This is a genomic window from Devosia sp. WQ 349K1 (genome assembly GCF_016595685.1).
Taxonomy (GTDB): domain Bacteria; phylum Pseudomonadota; class Alphaproteobacteria; order Rhizobiales; family Devosiaceae; genus Devosia.
The window spans coordinates 438,464-458,660 of the sequence record NZ_JAENGO010000003.1 but is presented as its reverse complement, the minus strand read 5'-3'; the positions used below and the strand labels follow the sequence as shown (position 1 = coordinate 458,660).

The 20,197-nt window shown below is 59.0% G+C and carries 20 protein-coding genes and 1 pseudogene; 14 read left to right on the top strand and 7 right to left on the bottom strand.

Features of this window, described 5'->3' with window-relative positions:
• The first annotated feature begins 1 nt into the window (after position 1).
• Positions 2 to 880: a 4-(cytidine 5'-diphospho)-2-C-methyl-D-erythritol kinase gene (locus JHL21_RS08285; protein ID WP_200212928.1), complete on the top strand. Its 879-nt coding sequence runs from the start codon at positions 2 to 4 to the stop codon at positions 878 to 880.
• Between the two features lie 42 nt (positions 881 to 922).
• Here the strand turns inward: JHL21_RS08285 and JHL21_RS08280 are convergent, their stop codons facing one another.
• Positions 923 to 1,900, bottom strand: coding sequence for a polyprenyl synthetase family protein (locus tag JHL21_RS08280; protein ID WP_169195936.1), 978 nt, complete (start codon positions 1,898 to 1,900; stop codon positions 923 to 925).
• A 252-nt stretch (positions 1,901 to 2,152) separates the two neighbouring features.
• On the opposite strand from JHL21_RS08280, the gene JHL21_RS08275 reads away from it, so the two are divergent.
• The 3 genes from JHL21_RS08275 to JHL21_RS08265 are packed head-to-tail and all read left to right on the top strand — an operon-like array spanning position 2,153 to position 3,930.
• A complete protein-coding gene (locus JHL21_RS08275) occupies positions 2,153 to 2,812 on the top strand; it encodes a tRNA1(Val) (adenine(37)-N6)-methyltransferase (protein WP_200212927.1) in 660 nt (219 codons plus the stop codon).
• A gap of 47 nt (positions 2,813 to 2,859) precedes the next feature.
• Positions 2,860 to 3,702: a S49 family peptidase gene (locus tag JHL21_RS08270; protein ID WP_200212926.1), complete on the top strand. Its 843-nt coding sequence runs from the start codon at positions 2,860 to 2,862 to the stop codon at positions 3,700 to 3,702.
• A gap of 3 nt (positions 3,703 to 3,705) precedes the next feature.
• A complete protein-coding gene (locus JHL21_RS08265) occupies positions 3,706 to 3,930 on the top strand; it encodes a hypothetical protein (protein WP_169195901.1) in 225 nt (74 codons plus the stop codon).
• Here JHL21_RS08265 and JHL21_RS08260 read toward each other — a convergent pair whose 3' ends face one another.
• A complete protein-coding gene (locus tag JHL21_RS08260) occupies positions 3,931 to 4,674 on the bottom strand; it encodes a hypothetical protein (RefSeq protein ID WP_200212925.1) in 744 nt (247 codons plus the stop codon).
• Between the two features lie 116 nt (positions 4,675 to 4,790).
• On the opposite strand from JHL21_RS08260, the gene JHL21_RS08255 reads away from it, so the two are divergent.
• The 3 genes from JHL21_RS08255 to JHL21_RS08245 all read left to right on the top strand — a co-directional run bounded on the left by JHL21_RS08255 (position 4,791) and on the right by JHL21_RS08245 (position 6,564).
• Positions 4,791 to 5,714, top strand: coding sequence for a glycine--tRNA ligase subunit alpha (locus JHL21_RS08255; protein ID WP_199531322.1), 924 nt, complete (start codon positions 4,791 to 4,793; stop codon positions 5,712 to 5,714).
• A gap of 131 nt (positions 5,715 to 5,845) precedes the next feature.
• On the top strand, positions 5,846 to 6,193 hold the full coding sequence (locus JHL21_RS08250) for a type II toxin-antitoxin system RelE/ParE family toxin (RefSeq protein WP_182394849.1): 348 nt from the start codon (positions 5,846 to 5,848) through the stop codon (positions 6,191 to 6,193).
• A gap of 20 nt (positions 6,194 to 6,213) precedes the next feature.
• Positions 6,214 to 6,564, top strand: a complete 351-nt coding sequence (locus JHL21_RS08245; RefSeq protein WP_254081970.1) for a helix-turn-helix domain-containing protein — start codon at positions 6,214 to 6,216, stop codon at positions 6,562 to 6,564.
• Positions 6,565 to 6,602: 38 nt separating this feature from the next.
• Here the strand turns inward: JHL21_RS08245 and rnk are convergent, their stop codons facing one another.
• On the bottom strand, positions 6,603 to 7,013 hold the full coding sequence (gene rnk / locus JHL21_RS08240) for a nucleoside diphosphate kinase regulator (protein ID WP_182394850.1): 411 nt from the start codon (positions 7,011 to 7,013) through the stop codon (positions 6,603 to 6,605).
• Between the two features lie 305 nt (positions 7,014 to 7,318).
• Here rnk and JHL21_RS08235 point away from each other — a divergent pair, with 305 nt between their 5' ends.
• From JHL21_RS08235 to JHL21_RS08220, 4 genes are all read left to right on the top strand, one after another.
• The gene (locus tag JHL21_RS08235) at positions 7,319 to 7,873 is read left to right on the top strand and encodes a LemA family protein (protein WP_200212924.1); all 555 of its coding nucleotides are present in this window, start codon (positions 7,319 to 7,321) and stop codon (positions 7,871 to 7,873) included.
• A gap of 5 nt (positions 7,874 to 7,878) precedes the next feature.
• Positions 7,879 to 9,780: a DUF2207 domain-containing protein gene (locus JHL21_RS08230; protein WP_200212923.1), complete on the top strand. Its 1,902-nt coding sequence runs from the start codon at positions 7,879 to 7,881 to the stop codon at positions 9,778 to 9,780.
• 63 nt (positions 9,781 to 9,843) lie between these two features.
• On the top strand, positions 9,844 to 11,868 hold the full coding sequence (glyS, locus tag JHL21_RS08225) for a glycine--tRNA ligase subunit beta (RefSeq protein ID WP_200212922.1): 2,025 nt from the start codon (positions 9,844 to 9,846) through the stop codon (positions 11,866 to 11,868).
• A gap of 314 nt (positions 11,869 to 12,182) precedes the next feature.
• Entirely contained in the window at positions 12,183 to 13,172 is a 990-nt protein-coding gene (locus JHL21_RS08220; protein ID WP_200212921.1) for a DUF808 domain-containing protein, read from the top strand.
• A 252-nt stretch (positions 13,173 to 13,424) separates the two neighbouring features.
• Here JHL21_RS08220 and rnhA read toward each other — a convergent pair whose 3' ends face one another.
• Genes rnhA through ispH form a run of 3 tightly spaced genes read right to left on the bottom strand, consistent with a single transcriptional unit; the run spans position 13,425 to position 15,355 of the window.
• The gene (rnhA, locus tag JHL21_RS08215) at positions 13,425 to 13,865 is read right to left on the bottom strand and encodes a ribonuclease HI (protein ID WP_169195910.1); all 441 of its coding nucleotides are present in this window, start codon (positions 13,863 to 13,865) and stop codon (positions 13,425 to 13,427) included.
• A 3-nt stretch (positions 13,866 to 13,868) separates the two neighbouring features.
• Positions 13,869 to 14,387 carry a GNAT family N-acetyltransferase gene (locus JHL21_RS08210; protein ID WP_200212920.1) on the bottom strand — a complete coding sequence of 173 codons (519 nt, stop codon included), beginning with the start codon at positions 14,385 to 14,387 and terminating at the stop codon, positions 13,869 to 13,871.
• A complete protein-coding gene (ispH, locus tag JHL21_RS08205; RefSeq protein WP_200212919.1) occupies positions 14,384 to 15,355 on the bottom strand; it encodes a 4-hydroxy-3-methylbut-2-enyl diphosphate reductase in 972 nt (323 codons plus the stop codon). Before ispH ends, JHL21_RS08210 begins: the two co-directional genes overlap by 4 nt.
• A gap of 99 nt (positions 15,356 to 15,454) precedes the next feature.
• Between ispH and JHL21_RS08200 the strand changes: the two genes are divergently transcribed.
• The 3 genes and pseudogenes from JHL21_RS08200 to JHL21_RS17695 form a co-directional block, all read left to right on the top strand.
• Entirely contained in the window at positions 15,455 to 17,743 is a 2,289-nt protein-coding gene (locus JHL21_RS08200) for a putative PEP-binding protein (RefSeq protein WP_200212918.1), read from the top strand.
• Between the two features lie 83 nt (positions 17,744 to 17,826).
• On the top strand, positions 17,827 to 18,381 hold the full coding sequence (locus JHL21_RS08195; protein WP_200212917.1) for a hypothetical protein: 555 nt from the start codon (positions 17,827 to 17,829) through the stop codon (positions 18,379 to 18,381).
• 849 nt (positions 18,382 to 19,230) lie between these two features.
• Positions 19,231 to 19,644 (top strand): annotated as a pseudogene (locus JHL21_RS17695) (cell wall hydrolase); the annotation flags it as partial.
• Here the strand turns inward: JHL21_RS17695 and JHL21_RS08185 are convergent.
• The gene (locus JHL21_RS08185; protein ID WP_200212916.1) at positions 19,641 to 20,144 is read right to left on the bottom strand and encodes a hypothetical protein; all 504 of its coding nucleotides are present in this window, start codon (positions 20,142 to 20,144) and stop codon (positions 19,641 to 19,643) included. The pseudogene JHL21_RS17695 and the gene JHL21_RS08185 overlap by 4 nt on opposite strands.
• Positions 20,145 to 20,197: the final 53 nt, after the last annotated feature.

Here is a 20,197-nt window from a genome sequence, read left to right as displayed (position 1 = left end):
GATGGTCGTTTATCAGCAGGATGCCCCAGCCAAGATCAATCTTGCGCTGCACATCACCCGTCGGCGCGAAGACGGCTATCATGAGCTGGAAAGCCTGATCGTCTTCGCGGGCGTGGGGGACGACCTCGATGGTGAACCTGCGGAAGCGGATAGTCTGACCATCAGCGGCCCCTTTGCCGCGGGGCTTGATGCAGGACCATCCAATCTCGTGCTCAAGGCGGTTGCGGCTTTCCGCAATCGCTGGCCCCACCTCGCCCCGCAGGGGCTAAAGCTTCACCTCACCAAAAACCTGCCGGTCGCTTCTGGCATCGGCGGTGGCTCGGCCGACGCTGCCGCCGCGCTGCGCATTCTGCTTGATATCGCGCCTGAGCACCCGCCCATGGGCGAGTTGATGGACCTCGCGACAACACTGGGCGCTGATGTCCCGTGTTGCCTCGTGTCGCGCCCACTCGTTGCGCGCGGCATTGGCGAAATCCTCTCGCCCTTGCCAGATTTCCCCAAGCTCTACATCGTGCTGGTCAATCCACTGATCGGCGTTGTGACGGCAGACGTCTTCCGTCGCCTGCGCAGCCACGACAATTATCCCTTGCCCCAACTTCCCGAGGTGCTCACGCGCCCGGCGCAATTGGGCCTCTGGCTGGCAGAAACGCGCAACGATCTTGAGCCGCCCGCGGTCAAGCTCGTGCCCGAAATTGGTATTTTGGTGGATGAGCTAGCGGAAACGCACGGCTGTATTCTCGCCCGTATGTCAGGATCGGGTGCAACCTGCTTTGCGCTCTTTGGCGCCGAGGGGCAGGCGCACGAAGCTGCGGCCCAAATGGGCCGCCTGCACCCCGATTATTGGGTCGCTGCAGCGCCGCTTCTGCAGCCAAGCAGCTAATCGCCGCTTGGCTCAAATCTTTTCGGAAAACTTGATCCGCGCTTAGGCCGCGCGGCCAATCGAATGCACGACAACGTCGGCCAAAATGGTCTTCATCTCGCTGTCGGGTAGGGCGTCGAGAGCTGCGATAGCCGCCTGCGCATGCGCTTGAGCTTTTTCGAGAGTCTTGGTCAGCGTGTCATAGCGATTGAAGATCGCCACAACCTGCGCCACTTCCAAATCACTCGCATCCATATTGCCCAGCGCCGACGCAATGAGCGCACGTTCGCTTTCGGTCGCCGATTGCAGCGCCAGAATAACCGGCAGCGTCATCTTGCCTTCGCGCAGATCGTCGCCGACATTCTTGCCGAGCGAGGCGGCCTGCCCACCATAGTCGAGCGCATCGTCAACGAGCTGGAAAGCGTTGCCCAATTCAAGCCCATAAAGCTTGAGCGCATCACGCCCAGCCTGATCGGCACCACCAGACAACGCACCCACTTCGCACGCCGCTTCAAACAGCACAGCTGTCTTAGCGCGGATCACGGCCGCATAGTCTTCCGGCGTGGTCGTCAGGTCGCCCGTCTTGGACAGCTGGAACACTTCGCCTTCCGCCATAATCGCCGAAGCCGAGGACAGCACGCCAAGCGCTTCAATATTGTTGGTTTCCACCATCATCATGAAGGCCTGCCCAAGCAGGAAGTCACCGACAAGAATGGAAGCCTTATTGCCCCACACCATGCGGGCCGCAGGCTTGCCGCGACGCATGTCGCTCTCGTCCACCACGTCGTCATGCAACAGGGTTGCATTGTGCATGAACTCAACTGCCGCAGCGAAATTCACCGCATAAGGCGTTTTCCGCCCAAACAGAATTGAGGCTGCGACCGTCAGCATGGGGCGCAAGCGTTTGCCGCCACTGTCGATGAGGTAGCGGGCCAACTCGGGCACCATGTCCACATGGGAGTGTGCGCGAGACAAAATCATCTCGTTAACGAGGGCCATATCGTCAGCGGTCGCGGCCATAAGCCGTTCAACCGGGTTCATCGCTGGCGCTTCTTTGGTCTGGGGCAGAACCGACACCGTCGTAAAGTCCTTGTCGCCTTGGTGGCAAATCGGGTTGAGACTGTCGCGCACTCCCATATAGGATAACGCGAAGTAAGCCATCCGGATGCGATGTCCCTAGACCAGCCCACCGACTTTGTAAAACATCAAACACTAACGCGCGACGCCTTTTTGGGTGGACGCCTTACCCTGTCTCAACCTCAAAAAGGCTTTAGGGCCGGGCTAGACAGCGTTTTGCTTGGCGCCTCTGTCCCTCAGCACACGGCGCATCTGCTCGATTTGGGGGCTGGTGTCGGCACTGCCGGGCTCGTTGCCATGAGTCTCGATCGCACCCATCAACTCACTTTAGCCGAACGCGATTCGGATATTGCCCTGATTGCTGAGGCCAATATCCGCGACAACGGCTTTGCCGAGCGCGCTCGGGTCATCACAGCCGATATCACCTCACCCACAGCGCGCCGCGACGCAGGTTTCCCCGAAAACGCCTTTGATTGCGTCATCGCCAACCCGCCCTATTTTGACGCAGGGCGTGGCACGGCCGCATCGGGTGCCTACCGGCAAGGCGCACGACACATGGCACATTCAGAGCTTGAACTCTGGGGCAAGGCCGCGGCCGGTGCCGCGCGGGCCTCGGGCCTCGCGATCTTTGTGTATCCAGCAACCGGTCTTGCGGCTCTCATTGCCGCCTTCGATCAGCGCTTTGGTGCTATCGAAATTCTGCCCCTTGCGCCGCGGCCCGGCCAGCCTGCCTCACGTGTTCTTATTCGCGGGCGCAAAGGCTCGCGCGCGCCACTCACGCTCCACGCCACGCATTATCTTCACGGGGATCAAGGCAATGAGTTTAGCCAAGAATTTTCCGCAATCCTTATGGGGCAGGGGCCCTTCGACTGGTAATCGGGCCTTGCGCACCATAAATAAGGTCGAACAGTAGGGGCACACGCATGACAAAAGCAGATGATCGAAAGCGAAATTGGTTTGCGAAGTTTTTCAAGCGCAACCCAGTCGTGCCTGTCGTTCGCCTGCACGGCACCATTGCCGCCGAGTCCCGTCCCGGTCGTTTGAACATCGCCGGTGTCGAGCCGCTCCTGCAGCGAGCCTTTACGATGAAGTCCGCGCCTGCCGTGGCGATCATCATCAATTCCCCCGGCGGATCACCGGTCCAAAGTCGCCTGATTTCCAAGCGCATCCGCGAACTGGCCGATCAGCACAAAAAGCCGGTTTTGGTTTTCGTTGAAGATATTGCCGCCTCCGGTGGCTACTTTATCGCCGTCGCTGGCGACGAAATCTTCGTCGATCCGTCCTCGATTGTCGGCTCAATCGGGGTCATCATGTCCGGCTTTGGTTTCGTTGAAGCCATCAACAAGCTGGGCATTGAACGCCGCGTCCACACCGCTGGCCGCAACAAATCCACCCTCGATCCCTTCATGCCGCAAAAGGCAGAAGACGTTGAGAGGATCAAATCGGTGGAATTGGAAATCCATCAGGTCTTTATCGATCACGTAAAAGCCTATCGCGGCGCCAAGCTTAAGGCCGACGACGATACGCTCTTCACCGGTGAATGGTGGACCGGCTTGCGTGGTGTCGAACTGGGCCTTGTCGATGGTATTGGCGACATTTACGCAACCTTGCGCGAGCGCTTCGGCCCCAAGGTTGAGCTAAAAATCATCGCACCCAAAAAACCGATGTTCGCCATGCCGCGCCTCGGTCTCTCCGCCGGCACGCTTGTCGACGAACTCTCCACTTCCCTAGATGACCGCGCCCACTGGTCGCGCTTTGGACTTTAAGCCATGCTCCTCCGCATTCTGCTGTTCACCTTTCTGGCCGTGGTCATTTATCTCGGTGTGCGCCGCATCTGGAAGGATTGGTCGGGCAAGATCAATGGCGACGCCGAACGCGCCAAGCAGCTTCGTCGCGAGCGCGACAAGGCCGAGCGCAGCCGTCCCGATGTGATCGAACTCGAACAAGACCGCGACGGCACCTACCGCCCCAAAGGCAAAGACGATCAGCGGTAATTAGCGGGCAAGAACGCGCTGACACCACGCCATCAGCGCATGATCGTCCGTGGCAAAGGACCAATATTGGGCCAACCAGCGCTTTGCCTCGCCATAACCCGAGCTAAGCTGGTGATCGTCGAGCCAGTCCTGCGCCAAGGCGCGATCTTCGTCGGTGAGGCCTGGTGAGAGCTCGGCATCGAGATAGGCAACAGCCGCCCAGGCATTAAAGCGTATATCGCCGACCATGGTCGACGGCCCAAAGTCCAACACGGTGGTCAGCGCTCCATGCTGACTCAGAGTGTTGGTGAGTGCGTAATCGACATGCACCAGTCCGGCTGTGTAAGCGCCAGCAATCTCGGCCGACACCTGTGGTAGGCCCAAGTTTGACAGTTCGCGGCTGTCCACCCTTGTGAGCTCCATAGCCCCATTGAGATGGGCCCCAAGAATGGCGCGGCGTTCGTCTCCCGTCGCAGCTTGTAGGGCGATATGGGTCGGAGACCCGAGCAGGCGCGGCTCGATGCTTACAACCACGCCACCTATTTCTCGAACGTCACAGACGGTAGGGGTCTGAAACGGCAACTGGCTCTGGCCAATGACCGCAAGCAGCTTTTGCCGCCGTAGTGCGTCCTCCAACCGGGCGTCCGCTCGATGCAGCCGAGCCACCCGGTCAGCCCCAAGAGCGTAGACTTTTGCCTCGCCGCCTTGCCCCAGCATGATGATGCTTTCGGCTCCTAGCGCCTCCAAAATTTCAATATCGCGCATCTACCCCCTCAAATGTCTACGCAAGTGGTTCAAGAGCGACACTGACACCTGCTTCACCGCTTGACCGGCTCCCTTGCCATCAATAGTTTCCGCCGCACTAGCAGACGGACCCAGACATGACCTCTCGCCCCGCCCATTTGGACCCTAAGAACTCTTTCCAGGGACTTATCCTGACCCTCCAGAACTTCTGGGCGTCGCATGGCTGCGTGATTTTGCAGCCATATGACATGCAGATGGGCGCTGGTACTTTCCACACGGCGACCACCTTGCGCGCGCTCGGCCCTAAGCCGTGGAAGGCCGCTTACGTTCAGCCTTCGCGTCGTCCAACCGATGGTCGTTATGGCGAGAACCCGAACCGTCTGCAGCACTATTACCAGTTCCAGGTGATTTTGAAGCCGTCGCCGGAAAACATCCAGCAGCTCTACCTCGACTCGCTGGCTGCCATCGGCCTTGACGCTTCGGTCCACGACATTCGCTTTGTTGAAGACGATTGGGAAAGCCCAACTCTGGGCGCTTGGGGCCTAGGTTGGGAATGCTGGTGTGACGGCATGGAAGTTTCCCAGTTCACCTATTTCCAGCAGGTCGCTGGCTTTGAGTGCTCACCGGTTCCGGGCGAAATCACCTATGGTCTTGAGCGCCTCGCGATGTATGTGCAGGGCGTTGAGAACGTTTACGACCTCAACTTCAACGGCCGCGAAGGCGACGAAAAAGTCACCTATGGCGACGTTTTCCTGCAGAACGAGCAGGAGGCCTCGAAGTACAACTTTGAAGCTGCCGACACCGACATGCTCTTCCGTCACTTCGAAGACGCAGAGCGTGAGTGCAAGGCGATCCTTGCCAAGGGCGCAGATGGCAACCGCCAGACCATGGCGATTCCGGCCTATGAGCAGGTCGTCAAAGCCTCGCACAATTTCAACATGCTCGACGCCCGCGGCGTGATCTCGGTCACCGAGCGCCAGAGCTACATCCTGCGCATTCGCGAATTGGCCAAGGCCTGCGGCGAAGCCTGGCTCCAAACCGCCGGCGGCGGCGCAGAGTAAGCGGTCGACATCGCAAGAGTTTTGAGAAGCCGGTGCGTCTGCATCGGCTTTTTCTTTGCATTGCCTTTATGCATTTCAAGGTATATTCTGGCGCTCTGGAAGGTTAGGCCGCACACGCTGCAGGGGCTGACATGGATGGCTATAGTGTCGTCTTTCATCCTGACTATGTTCCCGAATTTCGCGTTCTGCCCCTCGCCGTCAAGGAAGCTATCGGGGAGGCTTTCGATCTTTTGCGCGACAAGGGACCGACCTTGGGGCGCCCGCAGGTCGACACTTTGAACGGATCAAAATTTCGGAACATGAAAGAGCTCCGCGTGTTTACGCCAAAGGGAGCATGGCGCGTTGCTTTTGCGTTCGACCCAGACCAAAACGCGATCGTTCTATGCGGCGGAGATAAAGCTGGAGTGGCTTCTGCGCGTTTTTACAAGCAGCTGATCGCGAAGGCTGATCAGCGTTACGAGTGGTGGTTATCGGCTTGAGGCCGTTGTGGAGAGGCGAGATGAGCATGAAACCCGGCGCAGTTCACTGGAGCGATATGCGAGCCGAACTTCCTGCGGATATGCAGGGACGTTTGGACGAGAAACGTGCGCGTCGGCTAGCCGGTGAAGCGATGGCCGAATTGCGCCGCGCGGCAGGCGTAACCCAGGCAGAAGTCGCAATCGGTGCCGCCATTCCCCAAAGCAATGTGTCGCGAACTGAAAAAGGCGACGACATGCTGCTCTCCACGATAGGCCGCTATATGCATGCAATTGGTGGCAGTGCAGAGCTTGTTTTGCGTAACGCAGAAGGCACTGAAATCCACATTGCTCTCGATGCAGTGAGTGCCGATCTGTCCAAGCAATCCAGGTAAAAAGAAAGCCGGTGCTCATCACACCGGCCTTTTTCGTTTTACTCAGCCGCGACAGGCGCTTCGACAGAAACCACCGTCAACAACTGCCGCTTGCCGCTGCGGTCGTGCCAGGTGATCGCTTGGCCGGTTTTAAGCCCGATCAGCGCCGCGCCCACTGGCGTCATCACCGAAATCTTGCCCTGTTCAATGTCCGCATCAGCCGGGTAGGCCAGCGTCACAGTCTGTTCTTGCCCCGAATTGGTCTGATAGGTCACGCGGCTGCCCATCTGGGCCACTTCAGCCGAAATCTTCTTATCCTCAACCACGCGCGCGCGGTCGAGTTCGGTGAGCAAGCGCTCTGCCACGTCCGGCATGCGGTCAAGCCCAGCCAGCGCGAGTTCATAAAGCTTGGTGTGGTCAGCCTTGCTGATCACGATTGCAGGCGACAAGTCGCGACGGATTTCGGTCATTATGGCGACCTCCCCGAGAGCATAGTCCGGCCGCGCAAAATCCTGCGCAGCATCGGGCCGTTGAAAAAACTGAAAATGAGATGTGCCGGGAGACGAAGTGCCTAGAGCCCTAAGCAGGCTCCGGCGCGGGCATGCCTAGGGCATCTATCCTTCGACAAGGATGGTGCAGCGATGGATCGGGCTCATACTCATAGTGTTTAAGCTAGGTGTTGGGCAGAATAAGTCAAGTCCAACCGCGCCGTAGCATGTTGCAAACAGACCTGTGACCTGCCAGTCTCCGGCCAATTTTCTTGAGGAGTTCGCCCATGGAATGGGTCATTTTAGGCATTGTCGCGATTGCTGCGGTCTATGCGATCACCATTTACAACAGCCTCGTTTCCAAGCGGCAAATGGTGCGCGAAGGCTGGTCGGGCATTGATGTCCAACTCAAGCGCCGCACCGATCTCATTCCCAATCTCATGGAAACCGTAAAGGGCTATATGGCCCATGAGAAGGAAACGCTGGACGCGGTGATCAAAGCTCGCGCTAAGGCCACTTCTGCTGCCGCCTCAGGCCCAGAAGCCCGCGCTCAGGCGGAAGGCGAGCTGAGCTCTGCCCTTGGTCGCCTGCTGGCCATTGCCGAGGCCTATCCGGACCTTAAAGCCAATACGACCTTCCTCGAATTCCAGTCCGCGCTGCAAAAGACCGAGGACGAAATCCAGATGGCGCGTCGCTATTACAACGGCGCTGTTCGCGATTATAACATTCAGGTCGAAAGCTTCCCGTCCAACGTCGTTGCGAACACCTTCAAGTTTGAAATGGCAGAGTATTTCGAACTCGAAAACGAAGCCGAGCGCGCTGTCCCTACTGTGAAGTTCTAAGATCGATGTCGGCCCTTCTGCGCTTTTTCTCCGCTGTCATTCTGACTGCTCTGCTGGTCATGTCCGCCTCGGCACGCGAAGAAATTCGCTCGCTTATTGCCGATGTCACCTTAGCCACCGACGGCTCCGTGCATGTCACGGAAACACTTGTGGTCAATGCGGAAGGGCTCGACATTCGCCGCGGTATTTACCGCGATATACCCGTCACCATGCGCAGTGACGATGGCAGCAAAATCCGCATTGGGCTGGAGGTTGAGGCCGTCACCCGCAATGGCTCCGACGAACCATTCCGCGTTGAGCGCATGGGTGATTTCCGCCGCATCTGGATCGGCGATTCCGAAGCCTTTGTGCCGCGTGGCTTACACAGCTATACTATCACCTACACCATGCCGCGCATGGCCCGCCCCAGCGCCGATGGTGATGAGCTCTATTGGAACGCAACGGGCAACTACTGGATCTTCCCGATCCTCTCCGCTGAAGCGCGCGTCCGTCTGCCCGATGGGGCCATCATCCAGAATGCCGTCGGCTACACTGGCGACGCGGGCTCCAGCGAGCAAAACGTCACCATTTCCCGCCGGGGTGATAATGCCGCGATCATTAAGTCCAATCGCGTGCTTGGGCCGGGTGAGGGGCTAACCTTTGCCATCTCGTTCCAAAAGGGCATTGTCACCTATCCGCAAGGCACAGATGCTCTGTGGCAAAACATCTCCGACAATCGCGACGTCCTCCTCAGTATCGGCGGTGTCGTGCTGCTGCTGCTCTACAATTTCACCGCATGGCTGCGGGTTGGGCGGGATCCGGCCAAGGGCACGATCATTCCGCTGTTCTACCCGCCCGAAGGCTTCTCGCCGGCCCTGACCCATTATGTGAACCACTGGGGTTTTGCAGGCGACGGTTGGAAGGCCATGACCGCAGGCATTTTCAGCCTTGGGGTCAAGGGGCTCGTGAAAATCGACAACACCAGCAAAAAGCTGGTTGTCACCAATACGGGCCGCAAGCCCGACGAAGCCCTGCCTTCAGGCGAGCAGATCCTTTTTGACTATTTCACCAAAAAGGGCACAGTGACCTTTGATCAGGCGAACGGCCCTGAAATCGGCGAAACCAAGGGCGCTTTCGTCAACGCCATCACCCTCGAAAATCGCGATAAGTGGTTCAAGGCCAATTTCGGCTTTGCGCTCGTCAGCTATGCGCTCACCGCGCTCATGCTCGGCGCCATGGTCTTGTTCGACATTATCGAGATCGAATGGCTGGTGCTCGCTGGCGTGATCGGCATCTTCGCCACCTTCATCAGCGCCATGCTGTTCAATGTTCTGATCAAGGGCAATTGGATCGGCCGCATCATTCTGGTGGTCTGGGGCGGAATCTTCATTGCCAATGCTGGCACTGGCTTTGCCGACATGTTCACAGATTTCCCCTTGGACAGCGCTTTTATTGCCGCAGCATCCATGGTGCTCATTTCGATCATTTTCACCATTCTCATGCGCGCTCCCACGGTTCAGGGCCGCAAGGTCATGGATCAGATCGACGGGTTCAAACTCTATTTAGAAACCGCCGAAAAGAACCGACTCAATATTGATACTGAGCCGCCAATGAGCGTTGAACGCTTTGAGCGCATTCTTCCCTATGCCATTGCTTTAGGCGTAGAAAAGCCGTGGTCCGAGCATTTTGAAGCGGAAATGGCGCGGATTTCGCCCGATCCAGAGCGCGGCTCCAGCTACGCTCCAGGCTGGTATTCTGGCGGCAAAAACTTCTCGTCCAGCTCCGTTTCTAACGCGATTTCCGCAGCTTCCGCGGGCATGGCTGCAGCCATGGTCGCCTCCCAACCGGTGCAGGCCAGCTCTTCCGGCTCCTCTGGCGGGGGCTTTTCTGGTGGGGGCGGTGGCGGTGGCGGAGGCGGTGGCTGGTAGACAGCCCCGCTTTGCCACGATAATCAGTCCCCCTGCCTGCCTTACCAATCGCGGTTTCCGACCATGCCCGAACTTCTGCTTGAAATCTTCTCCGAGGAAATTCCCGCCCGCTTCCAGCGTCGCGCGGCTGAGGACCTGAAGAAGTCTGTCACCAATGCCTTGGTTGATGCAGGACTGGTCTATGAGGGCGCGCAAGCCTTCGTAACCCCGCGTCGTCTGGCGCTCACCATTGCTGGCCTTCCGGCCCGCTCGCCCGATACGCGCGAAGAAAAGAAGGGCCCCAAGGTCGGCGCCCCACAGCCCGCTATTGATGGCTTCCTGCGCGCAGCAGGCCTGTCGTCCATCGACGAGGCCACTGTTCAATCGGATCCGAAAAAGGGCGATTTCTACATCGCTATTATCGAAAAGCCCGGTGCCGATTCCGTCGAGCTGCTGTCGCAGGTCCTGCCAAAGGTGATTGCTGATTTCGGTTGGGCCAAGTCCATGCGCTGGGGCTCGGGCACGTTCCAGTGGGTGCGTCCACTGCGCGCCATCACTGCCACCTTCGGCACCGAAAACGACGAACCTGTCGTTATTCCATTCACCATCGCTGGCATTGAATCGGGCCAGACCACTTTTGGTCACCGCTTCCTCGCGCCTGAAGCGATCCGCGTGCGCCGTTTTGAAGATTACGTCATGTCTCTGGAGCGCGCCAAGGTTGTGCTCGACATCGACCGCCGCAAGGACATCATCAAGACCGACGCCGATAACCTTGCCTTTGCGCAGGGCCTTTCCGTCATTCACGACGAAGGCCTGCTTGAAGAAGTCGCTGGGCTCGTCGAATGGCCAAATGTCATGATGGGCTCGTTCGACCCAGCTTTCCTCAAGGTGCCGGAAGAGGTGATCATCGCCACCATCCGCGCCAATCAAAAATGCTTCTGCATTCGTGATGCTTCGGGCAAGCTGGCTCCGAACTTCATCATCACCTCCAACCAGATCCCAACCGACGGTGGCGCCACCATCGTTGCGGGCAATGAGCGCGTGATCCGCGCCCGTCTCTCCGACGCTGCCTTCTTCTACGAAAACGATCTGGCCAATCCGCTCGAAAACGGCCTGCCAAAGCTGGAAGATATGGTCTTCCACGCCAAGCTCGGCACCCAGAAGGAAATGGTTGATCGCCTCGTCGCGCTCGCTGCCGAAATCGCGCCGCAAGTTGGTGCTGATGTCGAAGCGACCAAGCGCGCGGCTCTCCTCGCTAAGGCTGACCTCGTCACGGCCATGGTCGGCGAATTCCCTGAACTTCAGGGTCTGATGGGCCGCTACTATGCCGCCGCTCAGGGCGAAAAGGCAGAAATCGCGACCGCGGTCGAAATGCACTACAAGCCGGTTGGTCCGTCCGACCGCGTGCCATCCGAACCGGTTTCGATTGCTGTCGCTCTGGCCGACAAGCTCAACGTTCTTTCCGGCTTCTGGTCGATCGATGAAAAGCCAACCGGCTCGCGCGACCCGTTCGCTCTGCGCCGTGCCGCCCTCGGCGTCATCCGCATCATCACCGAAAACGGCCTAAAATTCCCGCTCAAGGTCGATGCTGATCTCCTCGGCTTCTTCCATGATCGCCTCAAAGTCTCGCTGCGCGATGCTGGCGCGCGCCACGATCTCGTCGACGCCGTCATCTCTGCTGACAGCAACGACATTCTGCAGATCACCCAGCGCGCTGAAGCGCTCACGGAACTGCTCTCGTCTGACGACGGCAAGAACCTGCTGGCGGGCTACAAGCGTGCCGCCAACATTCTCGCCGCAGAAGAGAAGAAGGACGGCAAGTCCTATGCTGGTGCGGTCAACGCTTCAGCCTTGAAGGGCGCCGAAGAAAGAGCTCTCGCCTCGGCGGTCGAATCCGTCAACGCCGCTGTTTCTGCCAAGGTTGCTCAGGACGATTACAAGGGCGCAATGGCTGCACTCGCCACCTTGCGCGCTCCGGTTGATGCCTTCTTTGAAGCCGTGCTCGTCAACGACGCCGATGCGTCGGTCCGCGAGAACCGCCTCAACCTTCTGGCCTGTCTGCGCGACACCATGCGTCTCGTCGCCGACTTCGGCAAAGTTGCTGGCTAAACGAGCGGCTTCCCCAAACACCTCTTTCCTCTCCCTTATGGGCTTCGTAGCGTCAAGAGATCGGTCCGGTGGACCGATCTTAGCGGAGAAGGCCATCAGAGCTGTGCTCGAATGGCTTGGGTAGGGTGAGGGGGGCAGCACACGAACCCTTCGCCCCTTCACACCTCGCCCTTTGGGGGAGAGGTCGACGCGAAGCGGCGGGTGAGGGGGCCTTCCTTAAAGACACTGCTACCTTCCAACAAAAATCCTTTCCCCCGTGGCACGATGCCGTGCGGTGCGCGTTATCCCTGCGATAAAGTTCTCGGAGAATTTCAATGAGTGTTGGCCTACTTGCACTGCTCGATGACGTGGCAGCACTAGCGAAAGTTGCGGCTGCATCTCTGGATGACGTTGCCAGTCAGGCCATGAAGGCCAGCGTTAAAGCTGCTGGCGCGGTCATCGACGACGCAGCCGTCACCCCTAGCTACGTGAAGGGCTTTGAAGCCAAGCGCGAGCTGCCCATCGTCGGTCGCATCGCCTGGGGCTCGCTCAAGAACAAGATGCTGTTCTTGCTGCCAGCGGCGCTCATACTGTCTTATTTCCTGCCGTGGATGATCACCCCGCTCCTTATGATCGGTGGCGCTTACCTTTGCTACGAAGGCGCTGAAAAGGTCTTCCACATGTTCGCGCCGCATGAGGCCGAAAAGCACGAAGCTTCCATCGAGCACACAGCGGTCGACCCGACCTCACTCGAAGAACAGCGCGTTGCTGGTGCGATCAAAACCGATTTCATCCTCTCGGCCGAAATCATGACCATTGTTCTCTCGTCAATTGACGTTGAAAACTTCTGGTACCGCGCAGGCATTCTCGCCGTCGCCGGTGCGGGCATCACGGTCGCCATCTATGGCACGGTTGCTCTGATCGTGAAGGCTGATGATTTTGGCCTGTTCCTGTCGCAGAAGGCCAAAACCCACACCGGTCGCGCCTTTGGTCGCGGTATCGTTGTGGCCATGCCGCACTTCATGCACGTCCTGAGCATTGTCGGCACAGCAGCCATGACCTGGGTTGGCGGTAGCATTATCGTCCACGGCCTGGCTGAATTTGGCTTCGTTGGCATTGAGCACATGGTCAAGGACGCTGCTGCTTGGGGCGCGACGCTCCTGCCATCCATCGCCGGTGTCGCCAGCTGGTTCGTGACTGCCTTTATCGACTTCTTCATCGGCCTCGCCGTCGGCGCTCTGATGATCCCAGTCGTCAGCTATGTCATCAGCCCGATCCTGAAGGCCGTCAAAGGCCTCCTCCCAAACCGCACCAAAACCGCCTAACCCTTACCTCTCCCTTCGGGGAGAGGTCGACGCCTCGCGTCGGCTGAAGGGCCCAAAAATCCCCGGGGCACTGCCTTTTCTTACCTCTCCCTCTGGGGGAGAGGTGGACCAAAGGTCGGGTGAGGGGGCCTTGCCCCTACCTGCAGCGCAACCAATTTTTCCCAACACCGCCCCACTCCCTCCCCCTTGCAGGGAGGGTAGCAAAGCTAGGCCGTAGCGCCGCTGGGGTGGGGGAACAATCCCCCTAAAAACCTACCGCTTAAACGGCGCCATGCCTTCGCGGGCCAGCTCATCGGCGCGTTCGTTGAGCGCGTGGCCTGCGTGGCCCTTCACCCAAAACCATTCGATGTCGTGGCGCTTGGTCGCTTCATCGAGCGCCTGCCAGAGTTCGACATTCTTGACCGGCTTCTTGTCGGCGGTCTTCCAGCCGTTGCGCTTCCAGCCATGCATCCAGCTCTGCACGCCATTTTTGACGTATTGGCTGTCGGTGTGCAGTTCCACCTTGCACGGACGCTTGAGCGCATTGAGCGCTTCGATGGCGGCCGTGAGCTCCATCTTGTTGTTGGTCGTCAGCTGCTCGCCGCCCTTGAGCTCCTTGCGGTGCTCCCCGAGCTGCAAAATAGCGCCCCAGCCGCCGGGGCCGGGATTTCCCGAGCACGCACCGTCGGTATGAATAATAACTGCGTCAGACATGGGCTATGGGCGCTTCAATATATGGAATTGGCAGGGCAGGCCGTAAACGTCGACGGCTTGATGGGTCTTCTGCATGCCAATCTTTTCCAAGACGGCACGGGAAGGGGCATTGTCGACATGGGCCATGCCGATGAAATGCTCGCCCTTGTCGTTAGCAAAAAACCAGTCGCGCAGGCCAGCGGCAGCTTCCTTGGCAAACCCCTGTCCCCAGAACTCTTCGTAAAGCGTGTAGCCGATCTCGGCTTCCCCGGTGATTGGGTAAATGCCAAAGCCTGCCCGACCCACCATCAAGCCGTCTGATTTCCGCCGGACCCGCAGCTTGCCGAGCTGGCGCGTGTCAAACAGCTCGATCCAGCTCGCGACTGCTTCTTCGCACTGGGCGCGCGTATAGGGCACGCCTCGCGTCGTCAGATAGCGTGTAGCGCGTTCCGAACCATGCAATCGAACAAGGTCATCGACCTGATCGAACCTCCAGCCTGAAAGGATCAGCCTATCGGTTTCGAACAGATCGAGGTCACTCATTTTCCAGCTGCCGTTTCCAAGTTACGAAGCACTTTGGGAATGTTGAAGGCGATGTTTTCTTCCGCCGTCGTGGTGGTCTTCACCTTGACGTCGTAGCGCGCAGCGAAAGCGTCGATCACTTCTTCCACAAGGCTCTCCGGTGCCGAAGCGCCCGCGCTCACACCCAGCGATTTAATATTGCCATAGATCGACCAGTCAATCTCGCTGGCGCGGTCCACCAGAACGGCATGCTTACAGCCTGCGCGCTTGGCCACTTCCACCAGCCGCTGCGAGTTCGACGAATGGGGCGAGCCCACTACGATCATCGCTTCCACTGTTGGGGCCACAGCCTTGATCGACTCCTGCCGATTGGTGGTCGCGTAGCAAATGTCTTCCTTGTGCGGACCGTTGATTAGCGGGAAGCGGGCGCGCAGCGCCTCTACGATTTCGCGCGTATCATCCACCGAAAGCGTCGTCTGCGTCACAAACGCCAGCGTCGAAGGATCTTTCGGCTCAAAACCGCCGACATCATGCACGGTCTCGATCAGCGTCACGCTGCCCGGCGGCAGCTGGCCCATAGTGCCAACCACTTCGGGATGGCCAGCGTGCCCGATGAGCACGATCTCGTGACCTTCTTCAAAGTGTCGGGTCGCTTCCACATGAACCTTCGAGACCAGCGGACAGGTCGCATCGAGGTAAAACATGTTGCGCGCTTTAGCGTCAGCTGGAACTGATTTCGGAACGCCATGCGCGGAGAAGACGACCGGTGCGTCGGTTTCTGGAATCTCATCGAGTTCTTCGACGAAAATCGCGCCCTTTTCCTCAAGCCCTGCCACCACATACTTATTGTGTACGATGGCATGGCGAACATAGACCGGCGCGCCGTATTTCTGCAGCGCCAGCTCTACAATCTGAATTGCGCGATCCACGCCCGCGCAGAAACCACGCGGAGCACAGAGGGTGATATCGAGGTGCGGCCTTTTATCCATACCCGATGAGATGCTTTCAGCGCGTTGGCAAGTCAAGTGCTGTTGCAGCCGCGGCAGGCATGCGCCATATGTGTTAGACGCGTGGCGAGGAGCCTTCTCTTGAGTTTGGCGCAGGAAATGTTTGCGATTGCCCCGGCGCTGGGGAAGGCGAACCTTGGAGCTGCTCAGCTAAAATTGCTGACAGGCAAGGCGCGCTGGATTTTCCGCGTCGGTGAAGCAGGCTTCCCCACAGTCCCCACGATTGCCATCACCCGCGCCGCTTGGGATGAGCTGCAGGCCGAACGCTCCCGCCGGGACAGCCGCCTGCGCACCCATTGGGTCGCCTGCCTGTTTAAGCTGGTCGAAAAGGACGGCAAGCCCCCCGTCTTGGTGGTCCGCACTTCCGCTGTCCTCCACAATGGCGGTCTCATGCCCGCCAAGACCGGCATTGCCGCCCCCTCCGCGCCCGAAGATTCGGTCGATCCAAGCCGCCCACTGGCCCGCGCCATCAAGGAAGCGTTTGAAAGCTACGGCCCAACTGGTCGCGGCTGGGCTGGCGCACGCTCGGATGTCGATCGCAGTCGACAGATCGTTCTTGTGCAGGCCTATGCCGAAGGCGAGATCGAACAGTTCCTCACCCGCAATGCCGCAACCGGCGTCATTGGGCCTGCCCCGGTCAACGGCCATCCCCTGCCGCGCTTGCCTGAAAGTGTCGCTGCGCTGGTTTCTCTGCTCGATGCGAAGGCGGGTCGCCACATGACCTGCGCCGTCGCTGTGCATAAGGGCCAGGTGCGCTTTTTGTCCGCCCGCCCCATCGAGGCGTCGCCAGCGGCCGAACTCACCGCGGCCGTGGATCGCGTCGAGCGCAAAGTCTGGACGCCACAAAACGCCGTCTCGCGTGTCGACCCGAGCCGCCTCGGGCTCGTGCTCCATCCGCGCATCAAACTCACCCATGATGTTGCCCCCATAGCCACCGGCTTGGGCGTAGCGCCGGGCGCTGCTAGCGGCATCATCACCTTTAATGCTGAAGACGCTGCGCGCCTGCGCGCTCGCGGCAAACATTGCATTCTCGTCGTCAACGAAACCGGCCCCGCCGATATCGAAGGCATGAAGGCTGCAACCGGCATTCTCACCGCTCGTGGTGGCATGTCGAGCCATGCTGGCGTAATTGCCCGCATCACTGGCAAGCCATGCGTTGCTGGCCTCCGCACGCTCTCGGTCAATGTTGCCGAAATGGTCTGCCACATCGGCGACCGCGAGTTCCGCGCGGGTGATCGCCTCACCATCGATGGCACCGATGGCAAGGTCTATGTCGGCACGCTCCCGCTGGCCCAGCCCCAAATTGGCGGCGCAATTGGGCGTCTCCTCGGTTGGTCCGATGCCTCCCGCACCATCGCCGTCCGCACCAATGTTGAAACTGTCGAATCCGCGCAAACAGCGCTGAGTTTTGGCGCCGAAGGCATTGGTCTGGCCCGCTCCGAACACATGTTTTTCTCGCCCGAGCGCATGGTCGCGCTGCGTCGCGTCATTCTCTCCGAAGACGAAGACGCGCGCTCCAAGGCCATTGCCGGGCTGATCGATTACCAGACGGGTGATTATTCGGCGCTGTTTTCGGCCATGCATGGCCTGCCGGTCACGGTGCGCCTCTTTGATCCGCCGCTGCACGAATTCCTGCCACGCACCGATGAAGAGATCGAAGAAACCGCGGCCTCGCTTGGCTTCTCTGTCCGCGCCTTGCGCATGCGTCTCGAACGCATCGCCGAAATCAACCCCATGCTGGGCCATCGCGGCGTCCGCTTGGCCATTACCTATCCAGATCTTTTGCAGATGCAGGTTCAGGCTGTTCTCGCGGGCGCACGCGCGGCCAGCGAAACTCAGGCCGAGCCAGTGCAGGTCGAGCTGATGGTGCCCTTCGTCTCGACAGCGACTGAAGTGGCTTGGGTCCGTGAACGCACCATGGCCATTCTCGAAAACTCCGGCCTCTCGCGCTCAGATCGCGTGCGCTTTTCCTTCGGGACAATGATCGAGCTGCCGCGCGCCTGCCTGCGCGCCGGCGACATCGCCTCCATGGTCGATTTTATTTCCTTTGGCACCAATGATCTGACCCAGACCACTTTCGGCATCTCCCGCGACGACGCGCCTGCCTTCTTGGCCGCTTACCAGCGCAAGGGCGTTTATGCGCGCGATCCCTTCGTCAATATCGACGAAAAGGGCGTTGGCGAAATGATCCAGATTGCCATCGAGCGGGGCAGGGCGGTCAATCCGCGCCTCAAGATCGGTATTTGCGGCGAACACGCGGGCGATCCCATCTCGCTGCAGTTCTTTGCCGGGCTCGGTGTCAATTATGTGTCCTGCTCGCCCTACCGCGTCCCAATCGCCCGTTTGGCTTTAGCGCAGACCAGCGCTTAACAAACACGGGTCGCCACCCCATATTGTTATCTGTTACCTCTTACTGCGTAACAGATGCTGACTATGGAAGTGGACGTGACCTCGTGCGACGACTGTTTGGATTTATAGCACTTTCGTTTGGCCTTGCCTTCGCCGCACCTGCTTATGCCCAGTCTGGCGCCTCCTGCGCTGCCATCCCCGCCAATGACGAACGCCTCGCTTGCTATGATGGCCTGTTTCGCACCGATATCAATGCAGCAGCCGTCTCCAGTTTCACTCTCCAGTCTGAACAAATGATCCCGGCGCGCCCATCTGGCCGCGCTCATGCCGAGATCATAGTCAGCTGCGAAGCTGGCAATTTGGGTGTGGCCTTCCGCTTTGCGGGCAACACCATGTCGTCCCTCGGCCGCGATGTTGGCATGACCTTCCAGCCCGATCTGGAACGCGCTCGCTCGCAAACTTTGCAGGTTGATCCGACCAATACACAGGTGCTGATTAGCAATAGTGCTGACGTGCGCACCTTCATCGATGGCTTGCGTGGCGCTCAGAACTTAACTGTTCGTGTGACCCCGGCCAGCAGTCGTTCTCTCAATGTGCGATTCAAAGTTGCAAATTTTGCTCAAGATGTTGCTCCGGTAATCGCTGGTTGCACTCAGTAACTTACGTTACCTAAACTCATCTAATCGCATGTCGGCGTTTATTTTGTCGCAGCCTACAATCGCGTGAACCATAACTTGGTCACACAATGGCCACGTCATCGTCTCTCTGCGTATTTACTCCGCGCTAACCTTAATAAGACATCATCTGGACGTCGGCAGTTTGAGTTTGGCTGCCCGTTCCAGTTTGTTGCGTAGCGTTGAGTATCATTTATGGCCCTTTCCCACCGGCCTGAGGCGTCTGCACGCCCGGTCAGCGCGGTTAGCCGTGGACGTCCATTTGCCAAAGGCTTGGCCCTGAGCGCTTTTGCGTCACTGGCCTATGTCGGCTTGATTGGCGGCGCGCTTGCTCCAACCGCCGATGCGCCCAAACTGCCAAACACCGCCCCCACTATTGATGAAGAGCTCGCCAGCCTGACCTATAATGGCGTCGATCCGATCATCACCGGTTCCGTTGACCACCTTTTCCAGACCGATTTCTTCACCGGCCCCAATCGCGCGGAAAAAGTCACGCGCGTCCGTCAAGAAATCGACATGACCGCCATCAACGAAATGTTCGAGAAGGCGCGCACCGAGATTGCCTCTCTGCGCGGTACCTCCATCGATCACTCGCCCGTCGATGTCGTCGCTGAAGTCACCATGCCCGAGCCGCCCCGCGTTGCCGTCGCAGGTCTACACCCCAGCGCTGCCGCAGCCCTCGATGCGATTGCTGGCATAGCGCCAAGTGTTGAAGGTGCGACCGTTCAGGGCAGCATTCCGATGCCCGAGGCCATGCCCACGCAGTTGGCCTATGCTCGCGCAACAGCGCCGGCGACGGTCACCCAGCTTCAGGGCACGCCAATGGCCGACGTGTCCGACAAGGAAATGTGGTGCCTGGCGACGGCTGTCTATTTCGAAGCCCGTGGCGAAGTCTATCGCGGTCAGGTCGCGGTCGCGCAGGTCGTGCTCAACCGCGTTAAAGACCATCGCTACCCTAATACGATTTGCGGCGTGGTCTTCCAGAACCAGCACAAGCGCAATGCCTGCCAGTTCTCCTTTGCCTGCGATGGTATCCCCGATACCGTCACCGAACGCCAACCTTGGGCAACGGCGGAAGAGGTCGCCCAGAAGGTTGTTTCCGGTGAGCTCTATCTCACCGAAGTTGGCTCGGCGACCCACTATCACGCCAGCTATGTGCGTCCCGCTTGGGCACCGCGCATGGAAAAGCTAACGCAGATCGGCCTCCACCACTTCTATAAGTTCAAGAAGGGTTGGCTGTTCGGCTAACACAGTCTGAGGGTCGCGCTCGTGATACATGTGCGCGTCCCGTCCGTCCGCACCTTGAGATCGCCGTTGCGCACGGTGAGGATTGATCTCGCATTGAGTGAATTCAGCCCAATCCAATAGCCGCTCTTCCAGCTTGCTATCGCATTGCCATCCTCCGTCACCTCGCGCACGGCAATGCCCGGATACTGGATGTGCTTTGAGGTCAGAGCGTCGCTCGAATAGGTGCCGGTGCTCGTGGTGCCAATGCTCACATAGCTCACACGCCCGCCTTCTATCTTCCGGATCGTGGTCGATTTCAGCACATCGGTGCTGACGCTCGTGTCGTAATCGATCTCGTAGTGCCGGTCGTCAAACTTGACCAGGCGGCTGGTGTCGAAGCCGGTCGGCGCGCCTTCAGGCAAAACATCAAGCACAGGACCGGGACCGGCGACGGCAAAGCCGACCGATAGAGCAATCCCAACGGCCACCCCAATCGCCACATGGCGTACCTGACTATCCATCTCCGTTCCCTCGCTTGTCTCACTTCGAAACGCATTGTTAACGAAGTAGTAAC

Bases quoted from the DNA above. Each gene is read 5' to 3' on its own strand.
- JHL21_RS08285 (WP_200212928.1), top strand. From the start codon at position 2: ATGGTCGTTTATCAGCAGGATGCCCCAGCCAAGATCAATCTTGCGCTG.
- JHL21_RS08280 (WP_169195936.1), bottom strand. From the start codon at position 1,900: ATGAACCCGGTTGAACGGCTTATGGCCGCGACCGCTGACGATATGGCC.
- JHL21_RS08270 (WP_200212926.1), top strand. From the start codon at position 2,860: ATGACAAAAGCAGATGATCGAAAGCGAAATTGGTTTGCGAAGTTTTTC.
- JHL21_RS08265 (WP_169195901.1), top strand. From the start codon at position 3,706: ATGCTCCTCCGCATTCTGCTGTTCACCTTTCTGGCCGTGGTCATTTAT.
- JHL21_RS08260 (WP_200212925.1), bottom strand. From the start codon at position 4,674: ATGCGCGATATTGAAATTTTGGAGGCGCTAGGAGCCGAAAGCATCATC.
- JHL21_RS08255 (WP_199531322.1), top strand. From the start codon at position 4,791: ATGACCTCTCGCCCCGCCCATTTGGACCCTAAGAACTCTTTCCAGGGA.
- JHL21_RS08250 (WP_182394849.1), top strand. From the start codon at position 5,846: ATGGATGGCTATAGTGTCGTCTTTCATCCTGACTATGTTCCCGAATTT.
- JHL21_RS08245 (WP_254081970.1), top strand. From the start codon at position 6,214: ATGAGCATGAAACCCGGCGCAGTTCACTGGAGCGATATGCGAGCCGAA.
- rnk (WP_182394850.1), bottom strand. From the start codon at position 7,013: ATGACCGAAATCCGTCGCGACTTGTCGCCTGCAATCGTGATCAGCAAG.
- JHL21_RS08235 (WP_200212924.1), top strand. From the start codon at position 7,319: ATGGAATGGGTCATTTTAGGCATTGTCGCGATTGCTGCGGTCTATGCG.
- JHL21_RS08230 (WP_200212923.1), top strand. From the start codon at position 7,879: ATGTCGGCCCTTCTGCGCTTTTTCTCCGCTGTCATTCTGACTGCTCTG.
- glyS (WP_200212922.1), top strand. From the start codon at position 9,844: ATGCCCGAACTTCTGCTTGAAATCTTCTCCGAGGAAATTCCCGCCCGC.
- JHL21_RS08220 (WP_200212921.1), top strand. From the start codon at position 12,183: ATGAGTGTTGGCCTACTTGCACTGCTCGATGACGTGGCAGCACTAGCG.
- rnhA (WP_169195910.1), bottom strand. From the start codon at position 13,865: ATGTCTGACGCAGTTATTATTCATACCGACGGTGCGTGCTCGGGAAAT.
- JHL21_RS08210 (WP_200212920.1), bottom strand. From the start codon at position 14,387: ATGAGTGACCTCGATCTGTTCGAAACCGATAGGCTGATCCTTTCAGGC.
- ispH (WP_200212919.1), bottom strand. From the start codon at position 15,355: ATGGATAAAAGGCCGCACCTCGATATCACCCTCTGTGCTCCGCGTGGT.
- JHL21_RS08185 (WP_200212916.1), bottom strand. From the start codon at position 20,144: ATGGATAGTCAGGTACGCCATGTGGCGATTGGGGTGGCCGTTGGGATT.